Source organism: Methylobacterium sp. FW306-05-D, from assembly GCF_058782155.1.
Map to the genome: position 1 here is coordinate 25,581 of NZ_JBYSXL010000008.1, position 17,165 is coordinate 42,745.

General features: G+C 70.8%; 16 protein-coding genes. 9 read left to right on the plus strand and 7 right to left on the minus strand.

Going from position 1 to position 17,165, the window contains the following annotated elements; all coding sequences use genetic code 11:
• Positions 1–103: 103 nt before the first annotated feature.
• The 3 genes from AC3WLN_RS05125 to AC3WLN_RS05135 all read left to right on the plus strand — a co-directional run bounded on the left by AC3WLN_RS05125 (position 104) and on the right by AC3WLN_RS05135 (position 1,997).
• Positions 104–820 carry a PhoH family protein gene (locus AC3WLN_RS05125; protein WP_055945921.1) on the plus strand — a complete coding sequence of 239 codons (717 nt, stop codon included), beginning with the start codon at positions 104–106 and terminating at the stop codon, positions 818–820.
• A 133-nt stretch (positions 821–953) separates the two neighbouring features.
• Positions 954–1,211: a hypothetical protein gene (locus tag AC3WLN_RS05130; protein ID WP_056471436.1), complete on the plus strand. Its 258-nt coding sequence runs from the start codon at positions 954–956 to the stop codon at positions 1,209–1,211.
• A 159-nt stretch (positions 1,212–1,370) separates the two neighbouring features.
• Entirely contained in the window at positions 1,371–1,997 is a 627-nt protein-coding gene (locus AC3WLN_RS05135; RefSeq protein ID WP_492480008.1) for a LysE family translocator, read from the plus strand.
• A gap of 14 nt (positions 1,998–2,011) precedes the next feature.
• On the opposite strand, the gene AC3WLN_RS05140 is transcribed toward AC3WLN_RS05135, so the two are convergent.
• Positions 2,012–3,526 (minus strand): L,D-transpeptidase family protein, encoded by a 1,515-nt coding sequence (locus AC3WLN_RS05140; RefSeq protein WP_492480009.1) that lies wholly within the window; start codon positions 3,524–3,526, stop codon positions 2,012–2,014.
• A gap of 329 nt (positions 3,527–3,855) precedes the next feature.
• The gene (locus AC3WLN_RS05145; RefSeq protein ID WP_492480010.1) at positions 3,856–4,818 is read right to left on the minus strand and encodes an acetyl-CoA carboxylase carboxyltransferase subunit alpha; all 963 of its coding nucleotides are present in this window, start codon (positions 4,816–4,818) and stop codon (positions 3,856–3,858) included.
• A gap of 417 nt (positions 4,819–5,235) precedes the next feature.
• Between AC3WLN_RS05145 and AC3WLN_RS05150 the strand changes: the two genes are divergently transcribed.
• The gene (locus AC3WLN_RS05150; protein WP_492480011.1) at positions 5,236–6,021 is read left to right on the plus strand and encodes a 3-hydroxybutyrate dehydrogenase; all 786 of its coding nucleotides are present in this window, start codon (positions 5,236–5,238) and stop codon (positions 6,019–6,021) included.
• A gap of 58 nt (positions 6,022–6,079) precedes the next feature.
• Here AC3WLN_RS05150 and AC3WLN_RS05155 read toward each other — a convergent pair whose 3' ends face one another.
• The 3 genes from AC3WLN_RS05155 to meaB all read right to left on the minus strand — a co-directional run bounded on the left by AC3WLN_RS05155 (position 6,080) and on the right by meaB (position 8,207).
• Positions 6,080–6,424, minus strand: coding sequence for a CsbD family protein (locus AC3WLN_RS05155; protein ID WP_463770611.1), 345 nt, complete (start codon positions 6,422–6,424; stop codon positions 6,080–6,082).
• A gap of 153 nt (positions 6,425–6,577) precedes the next feature.
• Positions 6,578–7,204: a pyroglutamyl-peptidase I gene (locus tag AC3WLN_RS05160; protein WP_492480012.1), complete on the minus strand. Its 627-nt coding sequence runs from the start codon at positions 7,202–7,204 to the stop codon at positions 6,578–6,580.
• Between the two features lie 4 nt (positions 7,205–7,208).
• Positions 7,209–8,207, minus strand: a complete 999-nt coding sequence (meaB, locus tag AC3WLN_RS05165) for a methylmalonyl Co-A mutase-associated GTPase MeaB (protein ID WP_492480013.1) — start codon at positions 8,205–8,207, stop codon at positions 7,209–7,211.
• 276 nt (positions 8,208–8,483) lie between these two features.
• Between meaB and AC3WLN_RS05170 the strand changes: the two genes are divergently transcribed.
• Complete coding sequence (locus AC3WLN_RS05170; protein WP_492480014.1) at positions 8,484–9,530, plus strand: alpha/beta hydrolase; 1,047 nt, start codon at positions 8,484–8,486, stop codon at positions 9,528–9,530.
• Between the two features lie 110 nt (positions 9,531–9,640).
• A complete protein-coding gene (locus tag AC3WLN_RS05175; RefSeq protein ID WP_056212012.1) occupies positions 9,641–9,997 on the plus strand; it encodes a hypothetical protein in 357 nt (118 codons plus the stop codon).
• Positions 9,998–10,051: 54 nt separating this feature from the next.
• Here AC3WLN_RS05175 and AC3WLN_RS05180 read toward each other — a convergent pair whose 3' ends face one another.
• Both AC3WLN_RS05180 and AC3WLN_RS05185 read right to left on the minus strand, forming a co-directional pair.
• Positions 10,052–11,272: a GTP-binding protein gene (locus AC3WLN_RS05180; protein ID WP_492480015.1), complete on the minus strand. Its 1,221-nt coding sequence runs from the start codon at positions 11,270–11,272 to the stop codon at positions 10,052–10,054.
• A 195-nt stretch (positions 11,273–11,467) separates the two neighbouring features.
• Complete coding sequence (locus tag AC3WLN_RS05185; protein WP_492480016.1) at positions 11,468–13,183, minus strand: L,D-transpeptidase family protein; 1,716 nt, start codon at positions 13,181–13,183, stop codon at positions 11,468–11,470.
• Between the two features lie 127 nt (positions 13,184–13,310).
• Between AC3WLN_RS05185 and AC3WLN_RS05190 the strand changes: the two genes are divergently transcribed.
• The 3 genes from AC3WLN_RS05190 (at position 13,311) to AC3WLN_RS05200 (ending at position 16,726) form a co-directional block, all read left to right on the plus strand.
• Positions 13,311–14,156, plus strand: a complete 846-nt coding sequence (locus AC3WLN_RS05190; RefSeq protein WP_492480017.1) for an SDR family NAD(P)-dependent oxidoreductase — start codon at positions 13,311–13,313, stop codon at positions 14,154–14,156.
• A 158-nt stretch (positions 14,157–14,314) separates the two neighbouring features.
• On the plus strand, positions 14,315–15,793 hold the full coding sequence (zwf, locus tag AC3WLN_RS05195) for a glucose-6-phosphate dehydrogenase (protein WP_492480018.1): 1,479 nt from the start codon (positions 14,315–14,317) through the stop codon (positions 15,791–15,793).
• Positions 15,794–16,027: 234 nt separating this feature from the next.
• Positions 16,028–16,726, plus strand: a complete 699-nt coding sequence (locus AC3WLN_RS05200) for a GntR family transcriptional regulator (RefSeq protein ID WP_492480019.1) — start codon at positions 16,028–16,030, stop codon at positions 16,724–16,726.
• The last annotated feature ends 439 nt before the right edge of the window (positions 16,727–17,165 follow it).

Genomic DNA, 17,165 nt, shown 5'->3' on the forward strand with positions numbered 1-17,165 from the left:
AGGATCGCCGAAACGGGAACGGTCAAGGAATGATGCGAAGCCAGTTCAGCAAGTCAGGCTCAGATTAAATCCAGGTTGGCAAGTCCGGTTGGAGTGTTGATCGATGAAGAGACGTCGCGCACGACTTGAACTCGTTGAGGACCGTCCGGTCCGGCTGCACAAAACCCGCTTCGACGAAGAACGTAACTTAAGTCCGATCCAGCCCCTCACCGACCGGCAGGCGCAGTATCTCGACGCCCTCGCCCTTCACAAGCAGGTCATCGTGCTCGGCCCGGCCGGCACCGGCAAGACCTTCATCGCGGGCACCCGCGCCGCCGACCAGCTCCGCCAGCGCCGCATCGCCAAGGTGATCATCACCCGGCCGAACGTGCCCTCGGGCCGCTCCCTCGGCTTCTTCCCCGGAACGCTCGAAGAGAAGATCGCCCCCTGGGTCGCGCCGCTGACCGAGACCATGAAGGAGCGCATGGGCGAGGCCGCCTTCGAGATCGCGGTGAAGACCGGCGACATCGAGGTCGTGCCCTTCGAGGTGATGCGCGGGCGCACCTTCAAGAACTGCCTCGTGATCCTCGACGAGGCGCAGAACACCACCACCGCCGAGATCAAGATGTTCCTCACCCGCATCGGCGACGATTGCCAGGTGATCATCAACGGCGACGTCTCCCAGACCGACCTGCGCGAGACCTCGGGCCTGCGCACCGTGATCCACCTGATCAAGAGCCGGATGATGCCGATCCCGGTGGTGGAATTTACCCTCGACGACATCGTCCGCTCGGGAATTTGTGCTGAGTGGGTGCGGGCTTTCGAGGAAACGAATCTCTGACTCGGGTGTTATCTGCGGCGGGCCGGAACGGGGCTCGCCGCTCACTCCGGTGCGCGACACGCGTTTCTCGGCCGCCGGTGCGAGAGAACCAACCGGGTGCCGCGCTCGGATTTAAGAGAATGGGAGTCTTCACGTGAGGAAACTGACCCTAGCCTTCGCCGTGCTCGCCTCGCTCGGCGGTGCCAGCCTCGCCACCTCCGCCTCGGCCGCTCCGGGCGCTCCCATGGGCGTGACCGCCCCTGAGACCGTGTCCACCGTGCAGATGCGCATGGAGCGCCGGATGGAGCGTCGCATGATGCACCGTCGCATGGAGCGCCGGATGATGCGCCGTCACATGGAGCGCCGCATGATGCACCGTCGTATGGATCGCCGGATGATGCACCGGATGTGATCGGTCGCCCGATCTGACCGGTCTGGAGAAGGGTCCCTCGCGGGGCCCTTTTTCGTTGGGCGCCGGGCTGGCCCGCGTCCGGGCCGGGCGCTGCCAGCGGCGACCCTCTGCTAAGGGGATCTGTGCCGTCGCGCGCGACGCGCCAGGAGTGCCTGCCCCGTGACCTTCCAGACCTGGTGGCTGTTCCTCAGCGCCGTCTTCCTCCTGTCCGGCACGCCCGGCCCCAACATGCTGCACATCCTGGCGCGCAGCGTCCGTGTCGGTTGGCGTCGCAGCCTCGCGGCCATGGCCGGCTGCCTGAGCGCGGTGATCCTGGTGCTGGTTGCCTCCGCGGCCGGCCTGAGCGCCGTCCTCCTGGCTTCGCCCATCCTGTTCGACGGGCTGCGCTATGCCGGTGTCGCCTACCTCGTCGTCCTCGGCATCCGGGCCTGGCGCGGGCAGGACGGGGCGCTGGGCATGCCCGGCGCGGAGGGGGCGCCGGCACCCCTCGGACTGGCGCGGCTCTATCGCGACGGGCTGCTGATCGGCCTGAGCAACCCGAAGCTCCTCCTGTTCGCCAGCGCCTTCCTGCCGCAATTCGTCGAGCCGACGCGGCCGCAGACCCCGCAATTCGCGATCCTGGTCGTCACCTTCGCGGGGGCGGAACTGTTCTGGTACGCGGTCTACGCCCTCGGCGGCCGTCGGCTCGCCGCTTCCCTGACCCGCCCGGCGCTCCGGCGCGCCTTCGACCGGATCACCGGCGGGATCTTCCTCGGCTTCGGCGTGATGCTGCTCGGCACGCGCTGAGCCGGACCCGGCCGTCAGTTCTTGGGTGTGGTGGAGCCGGTGGTCTTCGGCGAGGCGGCCGCGGCCGCCTTCTGGACCGGCCGGCCGGCCTTCTCCTCGTCGGCCTTACCGGTCTTGGCCGGCGCCGCGGCCGCATGGAGCGTCTTGGCCAGGACATGCTTCGCGGCGGGCTTGGCCGAGATGGTGGGTTTGGCCGCGACGGGCTCCGGCTCGGCCGCGACCGCTGCCACGACCGGGACCGTGGCGGCGTCGGTGGCCGGGGTCGCGGGGGCGCCGTTGCTGAACAGGTTGCCGAGCACCTTCTTGTAGGCGGCCGGATCGCCCTCGGCGTCGGCCACCATGACGCGGGCGGGCTTGGCCGGCTGGACCGCCGGCTCGGCCACCACCGGTTCGGGTTTGGGCGCCGGGCCGGCGCCCTTGCGGGCGAGGTTCGCGGCGGCGGCCTTGGTGGGGATCGGAGCGGCGGCGGCCATCATCACCGGGCGGCCCTTGGCATCGACCTCGATCTCGCGCTCGCCGGCGGCCAGGCTCTCGGGGCGGCTGACGTCGCCGAGCCGGTGCTGGGCGTAATCCTTCGGATCGAAGGGCAGCTCCGGCTCGGGCGCGGTCTTGCCGAGGCTCGCGAAGGTCAGGGTGCTGGCGGGCGGCTGCTGGCCGCGGAACACCGGGTTCTGGCTGCCGTCGTCGTAGACGAGGCGGGTCGCCGGCGTGCCCTTGGCGATCAGCTCGGCGATCTCGCGGTTGTCGCGCTCGCGCTTCTCCGCCACCAGGGGCTCGACCTTCGGCGTGCAGGAACCCGCCGCCGCGTCGGCGCCGCCGAAGACGTACTTCGTTCCGCACAGGCCGACGCGCGGCTCCTCGCGCAGGGCCTCGAAATAATCCGAACCCTCCTTGAGGTTCTTCCAGAACGGGGCGTTCGGGTCGTTGCGGAACTTGGCGACGTTGGCCGCCGTCATCCGGAACGGATAGGACTGGAACTGGAACGCGCGCTGGCCGCCCGCGAAGGAATCGCGCGCCAGGGCGTAGATCTCGCCCATCGACTCGTCCGTCATGGCAAAGCAGCCCGACGACGAGCAGGTGCCGTGCACCATGATGTAGTTGCCGGTGCGCCCGTTCGCCCGGTCGTAGGCGTTCGGATACCCAGTGTCGAAGGAGAGGTAGTAGGACGAGTTCGGGTTCATCTGACCCGGCGTGACGGTGTAGAAGCCCTCCGGCGCCTGGCGGTCGCCCTGCTTGGTCTTCGGACCGAGCTGGCCCGACCAGCGGCAGATCGGGAAGGTCTTCAGGAGGGCGTACTGGCCGTTGGTGCCGCGCTTCCACACCTCCATCTCGGCTTCCCGCTTGTAGGCGCGGATCAGGATGGGGTCGCTCTGCGACATGCCCTTCTGGGCCATCAGCGCCAGGGTCTTCGGGGGCACCGGGGCCAGGGCGCGCAGGGGGACGCCACCGCCCGTCGAACCGTCCTGGCAGGCGCCGAGCGACAGGGCGAGCAGAGCGAAACCGGCGGCCACGAGCGGGCGCATAGCCATGGGGAAACCTATCCTCAGTCATGCAATCCCGGGCTCGCGCCCTGGAATGCCACTCCCCAACCCCTTAGCGTCGTTAAACTTACCCGGTTGTTACCGCAAGGCGACGGAGCCGGCGGCCCGGGCGGGGTGTGGATTGCGGAGATCGGCGGACCGCCGACCCGATCTCGCCGCAATCGGTGCCGCGTCCGATGCGCCGGTGGGGAGAGGATTGATTTGGCAGGTCTTTCACCCGCGACGCCTTCGGGCGAGGTGTGGCGAAACCTTGGCAGGAGCCGACGGGCCTGATGCCCGTTGGTTCCAGCGGCTATCCGCGACGGAGTGTCGCGGTTTCAGAGCTTGCGGCCGATGTCCAGGAACTTCGCGGCGCGCCGGTCCCGAATCTCGTCGGGTCCCAGGCCCTGGAACTCGATCAGGGCCGCCTCGATCGCGGCGCCCGTCGCCGCGATGGCGGCCTCGCGCCCGCGATGGGCGCCACCGGTGGCTTCGGGCACGATGCCGTCGATGATGCCGAGGCGCAGCAGGTCCTGGGCGGTGATCTTCATGGCGGTCGCCGCGTCCGCGGCCCGGCCCTGGTCGCGCCAGAGGATCGAGGCCGCGCCCTCCGGCGAGATCACGCCGTAGATGGCGTGCTCCAGCATCAGGACCCGGTTGGCGGTGGCGAGCGCGATGGCGCCGCCCGAGCCGCCCTCGCCGATGACCACGGCGACGTTCGGCACGCCGAGGGCGAGGCAGGCCTCCGTCGAGCGGGCGATGGCCTCGGCCTGCCCGCGCTCCTCGGCCTCGATGCCCGGGAAGGCGCCGGCGGTGTCGACGAAGGCGAGCACCGGCAGGCCGAAGCGGTCGGCGAGCTTCATCAGGCGCACGGCCTTGCGGTAGCCCTCGGGCTTGGCCATCCCGAAATTGTGCCGCAGGCGGGTCTCCGTGGTGGACCCTTTCTCCTGGCCCAGGACGCAGACCGGCCGGCCGCGGAAGCGCCCGAAGCCGCCGACGATGGCCTGGTCCTCGCCGAAGGCGCGGTCGCCGGCCAGGGGGGTGAAATCGGTGATCAGGCCGGCGCAATAGTCGATGAAGTGCGGACGCTGCGGATGCCGGGCGACCTGGGTCTTCTGCCACGGCGTCAGGCCGGCATAGATGTCCGACAGGGCGGCGGCGGCCTTGGCCTCCAGGCGCCCGACCTCCTCGCTGATCGAGACCGCGCCGTCGCGGGCGGCCATGGTCTTCAGCTCCTCGAGCTTGGATTCGAGCTCGGCCACCGGCTTCTCGAAATCGAGATAGGAGCGCGTCACCGACATGGGTCAGGGATCCTTGTTCGTCGCCATCGCGCGCGGGGCGGCCGGGTCAGGGACGATCGCGGCGGAGGGCGTGCGGAAAAAGCCGCGACTGGGCGGGGGGTGTTGGCGAAGGAGACCCGCCTGTCAACCATCCCGCCTCCCGAACGCCCCGCCCTGACATCGCGCGGGCTTCGTCAGGGACGGCGGATGGCGGGAACCTTGACCTTCGGTCATGGTGGCGGCCTTCGTATCCGGGAGCCCGCGGCGCGGGCGGGGCGCGTCGGCCTCGGACAGGTGCTGCACGATCGGGCGATCGGGGCGGGTCGAACGCCCGGCCCATCATGGGCGGTCGGCGATGGGCGACGCCTTTCCATTGCCCCGAGGGCGCATGCTGGACGATGATCCCGGCCTGATCGCCCAGACCTCGAGGAGGCTTCCATGATCCTGACATCCAAGACCGCCGTCGTCACGGGCTCCACCAGCGGCATCGGGCTCGCCTGTGCGCTCGCTTTTGCCAAGGAGGGGGCCAACATCGTCCTCAACGGCTTCGGCAAGCCCGAGGAGATCGAGGCGACGCGGGCCGGGATCGAAGCCGAATACGGCGTGAAGGCCAGCCACTCGCCGGCCGACCTGACCAAGCCCGGCGAGATCGAGGGGCTGATCCGTCTCGCGGAGGAGACCTACGGTTCCGTCGACGTGCTGGTGAACAATGCCGGCGTTCAATTCGTCTCGCCGATCGAGGACTTCCCGCCGGAGAAGTGGGAGCAGATCATCGGCCTGAACCTGTCCTCGGCCTTCTACACCATGCGGGTGGCGATCCCCGGCATGAAGCGGCGCGGCTGGGGGCGCATCATCAACACGGCCTCGGCGCACTCGATGGTGGCCTCGCCCTTCAAGTCGGCCTACGTGGCGGCCAAGCACGGCCTCGTCGGCCTGTCCAAGGCCGCGGCCCTGGAACTCGCGACGCACGGCATCACGGTGAACTGCATCTCGCCGGGCTACGTCTGGACGCCGTTGGTCGAGAGCCAGATCCCCGACACCATGAAGGCCCGGGGGATGACCGAGGACGAGGTCATCAACGAGGTGCTGCTCAAGGCGCAGCCCACGAAGGAATTCGTCACCATCGATCAGGTGGCGGCGCTGGCGGTGTTCCTGGCCTCGGACGCGGCGAGCCAGATCACCGGCGCCAATATGGCCATGGATGGCGGCTGGACCGCGCAGTAGCGCGATCCCGCGCGGGCTGCCCCCTCGCGCCGATTGCGGCGGGGGGCAGCCGGTCGACTCAGCGGCGGCCGTGCAGCAGCAGGGCGAGGCCGTAGCCGACGGCGCCGGCGATCACGAGGGCGATGAACGGGTTCTCCTCGACGCGGTGGCCGACCACCCGGCCGCCGTCGCGCAGGTAGCTGCCGCCCCGCTCGTAGGCGTCCTCGGCGTAATCGGAAACATTGTCGGCGACATCGCGCAGGGTGTCCTTGGCCTGCCCGTAGATGTCCTGCGCGCGACCCTCGGCCTCGCGGTAGCGGCCCTCGGCCGACGTGCGGGAAGAGCCGGCGAGGTCTCCTGCAGCGCCCTGAACCTTGCCGCCGAATTCCTTGGCGGCGCCGACGATGCGATCCGTATCGACCATGGTCTCTCTCCTGAACGCGGATGATGCGGGTCGTCCGTCCGGGGTCGGGGACGCCCGCATCCGACCTGCACAGAACGCCCGACGGCGCGAAGGGGACCCATGCCGGGGGTGAAATTCTTCCGGTGCCGGCAAAGGACCGGGCCGCGCTGCGGCTCAGCCGCCGGTCCGGCCGCGCAGCACGAGCCGGCGCGCAACCTCCGTGCAGGCCCGGGCGAGGTGCTCCTCGGGCGTCTGGCGCTTGGGTCGCGCGGGCGCCGTCGCGGGCCGCCGGGTTCGGGGCGGAAGCGGGATGTGCACGAACAGAGCCGGGGAGCCGGTGCGCAGGGCGCGGAAATAGCTGGCGTTGCAGAGATAGCGTCCGGCATCCCGCGAGGGGATCGCGGTGATTCCCGCTCTGCGCAGCGTCGCGAGCGCGGAGGTCGCCGCGGGAGTGCGGCGCGCGGGCGGCCCGTCCGGCTCGAGGGTCAGCCGCGACGCGATCCGGCCGGCGGCATCGGGGAAGAGCCGGCTCGTGCGGTTGCGGCCCTGGACCTCGACCCGGACCCGCCCGGCGCGGGTCGCCACGCCGAGCATCAGGATCGCGGCCGGCGCCTCCGCCAGGGCCGGCTCCAGCATCTCGGGAATCGCCGCGTAGGTGGTGCGCAGGATCAGCACCCGCACCGGCCTGCCGCCGAGCTTCGGGCCTGCGAGGGCCCCGATGCGCCGGGCCAGGGCCGCGCTCGGATTGCGCGGCACGCCGGGAAACGGACCGAAGCCGGTGATCAGCAGCGGCCCCGCCACGCGGTCAGAGGCCGATCAAGGTGGCGATGGCCTCCGCCCCGGCGGCGGGCGAGGATTCCCCGCGGCCGACCGCGCCCTCGGCCTCGGCCGTCTGGCGGCGCACGTCGGCCGAGCCGACGAGGCGCTGGTGCAGGCGCTCGTGCACGAGGGCCCACATCCACTTCACGTCCTGGGCCCGGCGCTTCGTGGCGATCTCGCCCGTGACGGTGAGCTTGTTGCGGTGATCGACGATTCGCTCCCACAGGCCGTCGAGGCCCTTGTTGTTCAGGCCCGAGATCGTGACCACCGGCGGCGTCCAGGTCGAACTCGGCGCCGAGAGGATGTGCAGGGCGGCGCGGTATTCCGAAGCGGCCGCGCTGGCCCGGCGCTCGCCCTCGCCGTCGTCGGCCTTGTTCACCGCGATCATGTCGGCGAGTTCGAGGATGCCCTTCTTGATGCCCTGGAGCTCGTCGCCGGCCCCCGGCAGCATCAGCACGAGGAAGAAGTCGGTCAGGTCCGCCACCGCCGTCTCGGATTGGCCGACGCCGACGGTCTCGACGAGGATGACGTCGAAGCCCGCCGCCTCGCAGAGCAGCATGGTCTCGCGGGTCTTGGCCGCGACGCCGCCGAGGGTGCCGGAGGAGGGCGAGGGGCGGATGAAGGCGTTGGGGTCGAGGGCGAGGCGCGCCATCCGGGTCTTGTCGCCGAGGATCGAGCCGCCGGTGCGGGTGGAGGAGGGGTCGACCGCCAGCACCGCCACCTTGTGACCGGCCGCCGTCAGGTTGGCGCCGAGCGCGTCGATGGTGGTCGACTTGCCGACGCCGGGCACGCCGGTGATGCCGACGCGGATCGCCGTGCCGGTGTGGGGCAGCACCGCGTCGATGAGCCCCCGCGCCGCCGCCCGATGATCGGGCCGCTTCGATTCGGCCAGCGTGATCGCCCGCGCCAGCGCGGCGCGGTCTCCGGCGAGCAGCCGCTCGCGCAGGGCATCGATGTCGAGGGCGGGAGCGGGGGAGGCGGCCATGGTTGCCTTCTTTGCCGGTCCGGCCGGGTTTCGTCGAGGGGGACGAGCCCGCACGGCGGCGCTCCCCCCTGCAAACCGGCGTGATCCGGGGGCCCCCGGCCTGTGGGCCAGGGGCCACAGAGGCGCCTCTGCCCGCAATCCACATCGCCACGGTCACGCTTCCGCCCCGCCATGGTCACGATCCTGATCGACAGGGTACTGACGCGCTGCGCCCGTCCCGGGGCCGTCACGTTCAGGGCCGCCTTGCACGACATGATCCGACCCAAGAACCGAGCCATGACCCGACCTCTGCCTCCCACCCGTCGCGCGCTGCTGCGCTTCGCCGCCCTCTCGGGGGTGGCCGGCCTGACGCCTGGGCTGGCCGGCTGCGTCGCCGACGGCCTCGTCACCGACGCGGTGGGCGGCGGCGCGCCGGAGCGCCAATCGGCCCTCGACGTCAGCCCGGTCCTGCTCGTGGCCACCACGCGCAAGCCCGTCGGCATGCCGCCGAAGAGCCCCTACTTCACCTCCGAGCGTGGCCGCGGCCTCAGCTTCGCCGAGGTCCGCCTGTCGGCGCCCGACCGCTCGCTGATCGGCAAGGTCTCCTCCGTGGTGACGGGCGACTGGGCCGTGACGGCGGTGCCGCAGGTCGAGACCGGCCCGGGCGCGGCCGGCGCCTTCGCCCAGGCGGCCCTGGGACGCGACGTGCTGATCTACGTCCACGGCTACCGCGAGAGCTTCCAGTCGGCGGCCCTGAGCGCGGCCAAGCTCTCCGACGGCATCCGCTTCCGTGGCGCCTCGGCTCTGTTCACCTGGCCCTCGGCCGCCGCCACCTTCGATTACGGCTACGACCGCGAGAGCGCCCTGTGGTCGCGCGACGGCTTCGAGGACCTGCTGAAGGCCCTGGCGAACTCGCCCTCGGGCGGGCGCATCAACATCGTCGCCCATTCCATGGGCACCCTGCTGACGCTCGAGACCCTGCGCATGCTGCGGGCCGAGGCCGGCGAGGCCGCCATGGCGCGCATCGGCGCGGTGGTCCTCGCCGCGCCCGACATCGACATCGACCTCTTCACCAGCGCGGTGGAGCGCATGGGGCCGGACGTGCACAAGATCACGGTGATCTCGTCGACGAACGACCGCGCCCTCGAGCTCTCCGGCGCCATTGCGGGCGGCATCGTGCGGGCCGGCGCCGCGGACCGCGAGCGCCTGGAGGCCCTCGGCGTGCGCGTGGCCGACGCCTCCGATTACGGCGGCGGCCTCATCAACCACGACCTGTTCCTGTCGAATCCCGACGTGCAGGGCGTGGTCAAGCGGGCGATCGCCCGGGCGAGCGGCGGAGCCTGAGGGCCGACCAGCTCCCGCGAACCGACCCACTCCGTCCCGGGCCTTGGCCTGCGCTCCGTTCGCCCCTACACGGACGGCGGCCCCGAGGCCGCAGACAACAAGGATTCGCGATGTTCACACTCGAGATCGATGGCGTGGCCATCGCGGTCATCAACGGCTCCGAGGAGGTCGCCAACGACCTCTTCACCTGCGATGGCTTCAAGGACGACATCCAGACCATGAAGAGCGACGGCAAGGTGCTGTGGAACGGCACCTCTCCGCTCAAGGTCCGGGCTGCCACCGAAGAGGAGATCGAGATCTTCGAGGACGCCCTCGCGGAGGACGATTCCGAGGAGGACGAGCCCTACGAGCCGGATGCCCGCCACGCCGAGGCCTCGAACGACGACGAGGCGGATGACGAGGACGAGGAGGATGCCGACATCGTGTTCCTGGTCGACATCGACGAGGACGGCGGTCTCGATTCCTGATCACCGACCTGTCCGGTCGCCCCATCGGGGGCGGCCGGACAGGGGGGCCGTCGCTCAGGCGCCCCGCCGCCAGACCGGGAACGGATCGGGCAGCCCGCGATAGGGGGCGGCATCGAAGGCGCCCCGGTCCGGCCCCGTGTCGATCAGGCAGGCGTCGAGGGCGGCCCGGATGGCCGCTTCGTCCAGGCCCGTCCCGATGAAGACCAGTTCCTGGCGCCGGTCCCCCCAGGTCTCGCTCCAGACCGCGTCGAGGCGCGCGCGGAACTCCGGGGCGTCCGGCCAGCGCGGGCGCGGTACGGCCTGCCACCAGAAGCCCATGGCGGAGACCCGTGCCACGGCTCCGGCCAGGGAGAACTCGCCCACCCAGTCCGGTCGCGAGGCGAGCCAGAAATGGCCCTTGGCGCGGATCAGCCCGGGCCAAGTCGCGCCGACGAAGGCGTTGAACCGGGTCGGGTCGAACGGACGCCGGGCCCGGTAGACGAACGTGCCGATCCCGTATTCCTCGGTTTCCGGGACGTGCTCCGCGGCGCCGTAGAGTTCCTTGAACCAGAGCGGATGTTCCTGGGCCTTATCCGCGTCGAAGAGTCCGGTGTCCAGGACCGTCGCCAGGGGGATGCGGCCGTGGGAGGCCTCGACGATCCGCGCATCGCCGTTGAGGCCCCGCACCACGGAGCGCACCAGGGCGAGCTGGTCCGGAGAGACGTCCGCGGCCTTGTTGATCACCACCACGTCGGCGAACTCCATCTGCTCCACCAGGAGATCGACCAGGGTCCGGGTATCGCCCTCGCCCGTTTTCTGCCCGCGATGGCTGAGAAAATCCGCCGAGCCAAAGTCCTTGAGCAGGTTCGCCGCGTCCACCACGGTCACCATGGTGTCGAGGCGTGCCACGTCGGCGAGGGCCCGTCCCTCGGCATCGCGGAACGAGAAGGTCGCGGCGATGGGCAGCGGCTCGGCGATGCCGGTCCCCTCGATCAGCAGGTAGTCGAACCGGCCCGCCTCGGCGAGCGTCCGCACCTCGGCCAGGAGATCGTCCCGCAGGGTGCAGCAGATGCAGCCGTTGGTCATCTCCACCAGGCGCTCGTCGGTCCGCGACAGGTTGGCCTCGCCGCCCCGCACCAGATCCGCGTCGATGTTCACCTCGCTCATGTCGTTGACGATCACGGCGACGCGCCGCTGCTCGCGGTTGTTCAGAACGTGGTTGAGCAACGTGGTCTTGCCGGCGCCGAGGAAGCCGGACAGGACCGTGACGGGCAGGCGCGAGTCGGAACGCGGCATCAACGGAACTCCTTCGATATGTTATAACGTAACAATCTTAGGTGAGGCCGTGGTTTGTCAACTGGGAGTCGCTCCCGCGAGCGGGTCCGAACGGATGGGAGCCGATGGGTCACCGGGGGGGCGGACCGGGGGCATGCGGCCGCCCGCCTCGGAGAGAAACCCTGTCCGAACCGCCGGGTGCCGGCCGGCGCGGGCTCAATCCGTGGGTGGAAGCTCCGCGCGGCTGGGGATCGATCGCGGCGGGACCGGATCGCTGACCGCCTTCGCGGCGCCGACCCCCGCCCGCCTGGGCGCGGCTGTCCTGCTGGTGCTCTGCGCCGGGGCGGTGCCGAGGAAAGCCGCCTTGTCCGCGGCCACCTTCGGCACCGGCTTGGGTGGGACCGGCGCAGCCTGAACCGCCTTGTCGGGGAACGGCTTGTCGCCGGGAGCCCGGGTGGACCCGGAGGTGGACGCCTTGGCCGTCGAGGGCACGGTGGCCGATTTCGGGACGGTCGGCGGCGCGATCGCGCCCGTCGCCGCCACGTCCGGCATCGGCACCGCCGGGCTGTCGATGCCGTAGATGTCATCACGAAAATGGGCGCGGCCGTCCGGGGTGGCGTAGCCGGTGAGATACACGAAGGTCACCGGGATCTGCTTGGGCAGCTTGATGTCGAGGCGCTCGTTGGTGGCGATGCTGGTCTCGATCTCGATCGGACCCCAGGTCGAGCCGGGGCCGTTGGGGCCGGGCGTGCCCTCGAGCAGCCAGCCGGCCAGTTCCTTCACCTGCGCGACGCGCACGCAGCCATGCGAGTGGAACCGCACCTCGCGGGCGAACAGCGACTTCGACGGCGTGTCGTGCATGTAGACGGCCTGCTTGTTCGGCATGTCGATGCGCACCTGGCCCAGGGAATTCTCCAGGCCGGAATCCTGCCGCAGGGTGTAGTTGGCGGCCTTCTCGCTCGACCAGTCGATCGCGGTGGGATCGACCTCGACCCCGCCGGGGCCGAGGATGCGGATGCGCTCCCGGGCGAGGTAGCCGGGGTCCTTGCGCATCTTGGGGATGATCTCCTTCTTGATGATGGAGACCGGCAGGGTCCAGGTCGGGTTGAGGTTCACGTCGGTGATGCGCGCCTCGATCCGCGGCGTCGCCTTGTCGGGCTTGCCGACCACCGCCACGTAGCGGCGCACCACCACGCCGTGGTCCACCGCCTCCACCGTGGCCGAGGGGATGTTCACCACCACGTAGCGGTCGCCATAGGCGAAGTTCGAGCCGATCTGGCGGGCGGCCGAGGCCGCCAGCTGACGCTGGCGGGTGGCGGCCGGCACGTTGAGCGCCGCCACCGTCTGGCGCCCGATCAGTCCGGTCTCGGGCAGGCCGTGCCGGGCCTGGAACGCCTTCACCGCGGCCACCAGGGGGGCGTCGAGCTGGTCGCTCATCGGCGTGTCGGCAGCCAGGTCCCCGACGAGGGCGAGGTGCTTGCGGAGGGCCGGGATGGATGGGTGGCCGGCGCCGGGCTTGACCACGAGATCGGCCGGCAGGGCGGCCCAGCCCCCGGCATCCACCATGGCCTGGTAGCGGTCGGCCATCCGCAGGGTGTCGAGGAAGGTCGAGGGGCTCAAGGTCGGCACCGGATCGGCGGAGACCCGGGCCACCACCAGCGGCGGCAACTCGCGCGACTTCTTGGCCGGGGCGGCGGGGAGGGGGCCTGCATCGGCCGCGCTCGGGGCGATCGCCTGCACGGCGGGGGTCGCCGGAGCGGTGGTGGTGGTGAGGCTCTCGACCTTGGGCGGTTTCGCGGAGGCGGGCGCGTCCGGCGCGCCGGAGACCTGTGCCGTCGCGGCTCCGCCCAGGGCCAGGAGCAGGGCCAGGGGGGGCAGGCCCGCGCGGAGGCGGTGCGGGCGGAGGGCGACGGTCCTGTGGCGCGAAAGCATCGCGAACCTTTCGAATGGCATGTCGCCCCGACCATGCGCACAGAGGGTTACCAATCTCCTGTCGCGCCGTGACGGGCGCCGGCGCGCGCCCTAACTCCCGCCGCGAAACGGCAGAGCAGGAGCAGCCATGACCAACCATCCGGCAATCCAGGCGGGACGGACCGCCATCGTCACCGGTGCGGCCAGCGGCATCGGCCTCGCGGCCGCCCGGCGCTTCGCGGCGGCCGGGATGCGGGTCTGGCTCGCCGACCTGCCCGGGGATGCGCTGGAGGCCGCGCAGGCCGAGGTCGCGCGGAGCGGGACCCCGGACTCCGTCCACGCGATGGCCACGGACGTGGCGCGGCCGGAGGCCTTCGCGGCCCTGAGCGCGGCGGCCTGCGCGGAGGGCGCGCCGGCCGTGGTCATGCTGAATGCCGGGATCGAGGCCGGAGGCCGGCTGTTCTCCGATGCCGAGACCTGGCACCGCATCCTCGACACCAACCTCTGGGGCGTCATCAACGGCATCCAGGCCTTCGCCCCGGCGATGATCGCGGGGTCTCAGCCCGGCGCCATCGTGGTCACGGGCTCGAAGCAGGGCATCACCACGCCGCCGGGCAACACGCCCTACAACGTCTCGAAGGCGGGGGTGAAGGTCGTGACCGAGGCCCTGGCCCACGACCTGCGCGGACGCGAGAGCGCCCGCGTCAGCGCCCACCTGCTGATTCCGGGCTTCGTCTATACCGGCCTCACGCGGGCCCGCGGCGTCGCCGAGAAGCCGGCCGGCGCCTGGACCCCGGACGAGACGGTGGATTTCCTGATGGCCGGGCTGGCGCGGGGCGAGTTCTATATCCTGTGTCCCGACAACGAGACCACCCGGGCCCAGGACGAGAAGCGCATCGCCTGGGCCGCCGGCGACATCATCGAGAACCGCCCCGCGCTGTCACGCTGGCATCCCGACCATGCCGAGGCGTTCAAGCGGTTCGCCGGGTCGTGATCCCCGCCCGGGAGCGGTGCCGTCGCGCACGCCGAGCCGGTGGCGGACGCCTTGCATAGCGCTTCGGGGAAGCCGACACAGCGGGGACGATTCTTCGCGACCGGCCCGTGCCGCGCAACCGCGGGCAGACCGACTTGCAAACCGAACGGGAGCCGCCCTTGGCCACCATCATCCCCGTCGCCTCCTTCGACTGCGTCGTCTTCGGCGCCACCGGCGACCTGACGACGCGCAAGCTGCTGCCGGCCCTGTACTACCGCTTCAAGGACGGACAGATCCCGGGCACGAGCCGGATCATCGGCGCCTCGCGCTCGGAGATGAGCGCCGAGGCCTTCCGCGAGCGCGCCCGTGACGCGATCAAGCGCTTCGTGCCGGCCGGCGACATCAGCGAGGACAGGCTCGCCGCCTTCCTCGACCATCTCGACTACGTCGCGGTGGACGGGGCCGGCGACGAGGGCTGGGAGGATCTCGCCGCCAAGCTCGCGGAGCGCCCGGACCAGGTGCGGCCCTACTATCTCGCCACCTCGCCCGACCTCTACGGCTCGATCTGCCAGAACCTGTCGAAGCACGGCCTGATCGGCGAGAAGTCCCGCGTCGTGCTGGAGAAGCCCATCGGCAAGGACCTGAAATCGGCCCGGGCCATCAACGACGCCGTCGGCACGGTCTTTCCCGAGGAGCAGATCTTCCGCATCGACCATTATCTCGGCAAGGAGACGGTCCAGAATCTCCTCGCCCTGCGCTTCGCCAACACGATCTTCGAGCGGCTCTGGACGGCCGACGTCATCGACCACGTCCAGATCACCGTGGGCGAGACCGTCGGGGTCGAGGGGCGTGCGGGCTACTACGACACCTCGGGCGCCCTGCGCGACATGGTGCAGAACCACATGCTGCAGCTCCTCTGCCTGATGGCGATGGAGAGCCCGCTCTCGCTGGACGCCAACTCGGTGCGCGACGAGAAGCTGAAGGTCCTGCGTGCCCTGAAGCCGATCACGCCGCACGACGTGCAGACCGTGACGGTGCGCGGCCAGTACGCGGCCGGCGCCGTCGGCGGCAAGCCGGTGGACGGCTACCGCACCGACCTCGGCGGCGACGTCGACAGCCGGACCGAGACCTTCGTCGCCCTGAAGCTCGAAGTGCAGTCCTGGCGCTGGGCCGGGGTGCCGTTCTACCTGCGTACCGGCAAGCGCCTGCCCCAGAAGCTCTCCGAGATCGTGGTGCAGTTCCGCGCCTCGCCGTTCTCGATCTTCCCGGCCGAATCCTTCGGGCGCGAGCCCAACCGCCTCGTCATCCGGCTCCAGCCGGAGGAGGGCATCAAGCTCGAGGTCATGACCAAGGACCCGGGGCCCGGCGGCATGCGCCTGCGCCCGACCAACCTCGACATCTCCTTCGAGGAGACCTTCAAGCAGCGCTACCCCGACGCCTACGAGCGCCTGCTCATGGACGTGGTGCGCGGCAACGCCACCCTGTTCATGCGCCGCGACGAGGTCGAGGTCGCCTGGGCCTGGGCCGATTCCCTGCTCAAGGCCTGGGCCGACCGGCCCGAGCCGCCGCGTCCCTACGCGGCCGGCAGCTGGGGGCCCACCGCCGCCATCGCGCTGATCGAGCGCGACGGCCGGACCTGGCACGAGGAGATCCGCTGACGGAATGTCCGCCGGCTCCGAGCGGAGGCCGCTGTCGCCGGCGCGCGGGCGGCACCGGAGCGTAGCCCTCATCCGTCGTCTTGAGGACTTCGCGCGGATCTGGGCGATCGGGCGGATCTGGCCGGAGGCCTGTGCGCAGAACCGGGGTATAGTTCCGGCCTCTCTCGACAGGTCCCAGTCGAGGGATTACCAAAGGGGAGTATTTTTCCTTCCTGCTGCAGACGTCGCGGACCCATGAACAAGATCGAGACGGGCCTCGGCATCAACCGGCGCTATCTGCACGACGAAGTGGTCGACCGGATGCGCGACCTCATCCGCTCCGGTGAGCTCGAACCGCGTGCGCGGATCAACGAAAGCGAGCTGACCGAGCGCTTCGGCATCTCCCGCACGCCCCTGCGCGAAGCGATCAAGATCCTCGCCACCGAGGGCCTGCTGGAATTGCTGCCGAACCGGGGCGCCCGGGTCGCCAGCCTGTCGCAATCCGAGATCGAGGAGATGATCGAGGTCATCGCCGGCCTCGAGGCGACCGCCGCGGACCTCGCCTGCCGCATCATCACCGAGGCCGAGATCGACCGGATCTCGCGCGACCACGAGGCCATGGTCGCCGCCTGGCGGGCGGGCGAGGAGGGGGTCTACTTCGCCCTCAACCGCGAGATCCACGAGGCCATCATGCGGGCGAGCCGCAATGCGACGCTCGGGGGCATCTACGACAGTCTCTCGGGCCGGATCCAGCGCTCGCGCTACGCCGTGCACCAGACCCCGGAGCAATGGGCCCAGTCGGTGACCGAGCACGAGCGGATGATCACCCTGCTGCGGGCCCGCGACGGCGAGGCGCTGGCCCTGCTCATGCGCGCCCATATCCGGGCCCGGACTCCGGTGATCGCCGAGAATTTCGGCACCGCCACCGGCGAGGCCCCGGTCTCGGCGGCCTGAGCCGCCTTCGGTCCCAGCCGAGCCCGGCCTGACGGACGGGCCGGGAGGAAGGCCTGGTCCTGCGCCGCGCAGCGGGTCGAGCGAGTTCCAGGTGTGCAGCACGGTGCGCGAGCCCTCGGGGCCGCGCTCCATCCCGTTGACCCAGTTGCCCTCGAACGTCTTCCGGGCCCCACCCTCGCCGGGGCCGGTCATCGCCCAGCGCCCGGACAGCACGAGGACGTCGCCCTTGTCCCCCGCGGACTGGACCGTGATCCTGCGATCGTCGACGCCCTTGGCTGTCAGGCTCGAGAAGAACGTCCTGCGTCCCGCCGGAGCGGCCGTGTCGGCGCGCGTGGCCGTGGGCAGGACAGGACACGCGGCCAGAGCCGCACCGGGAATTTGTCCGGTTGTCAGCATGGATGCCTCCCTCGCGAGATCCGGTCGATCCGACCCGCGAGGG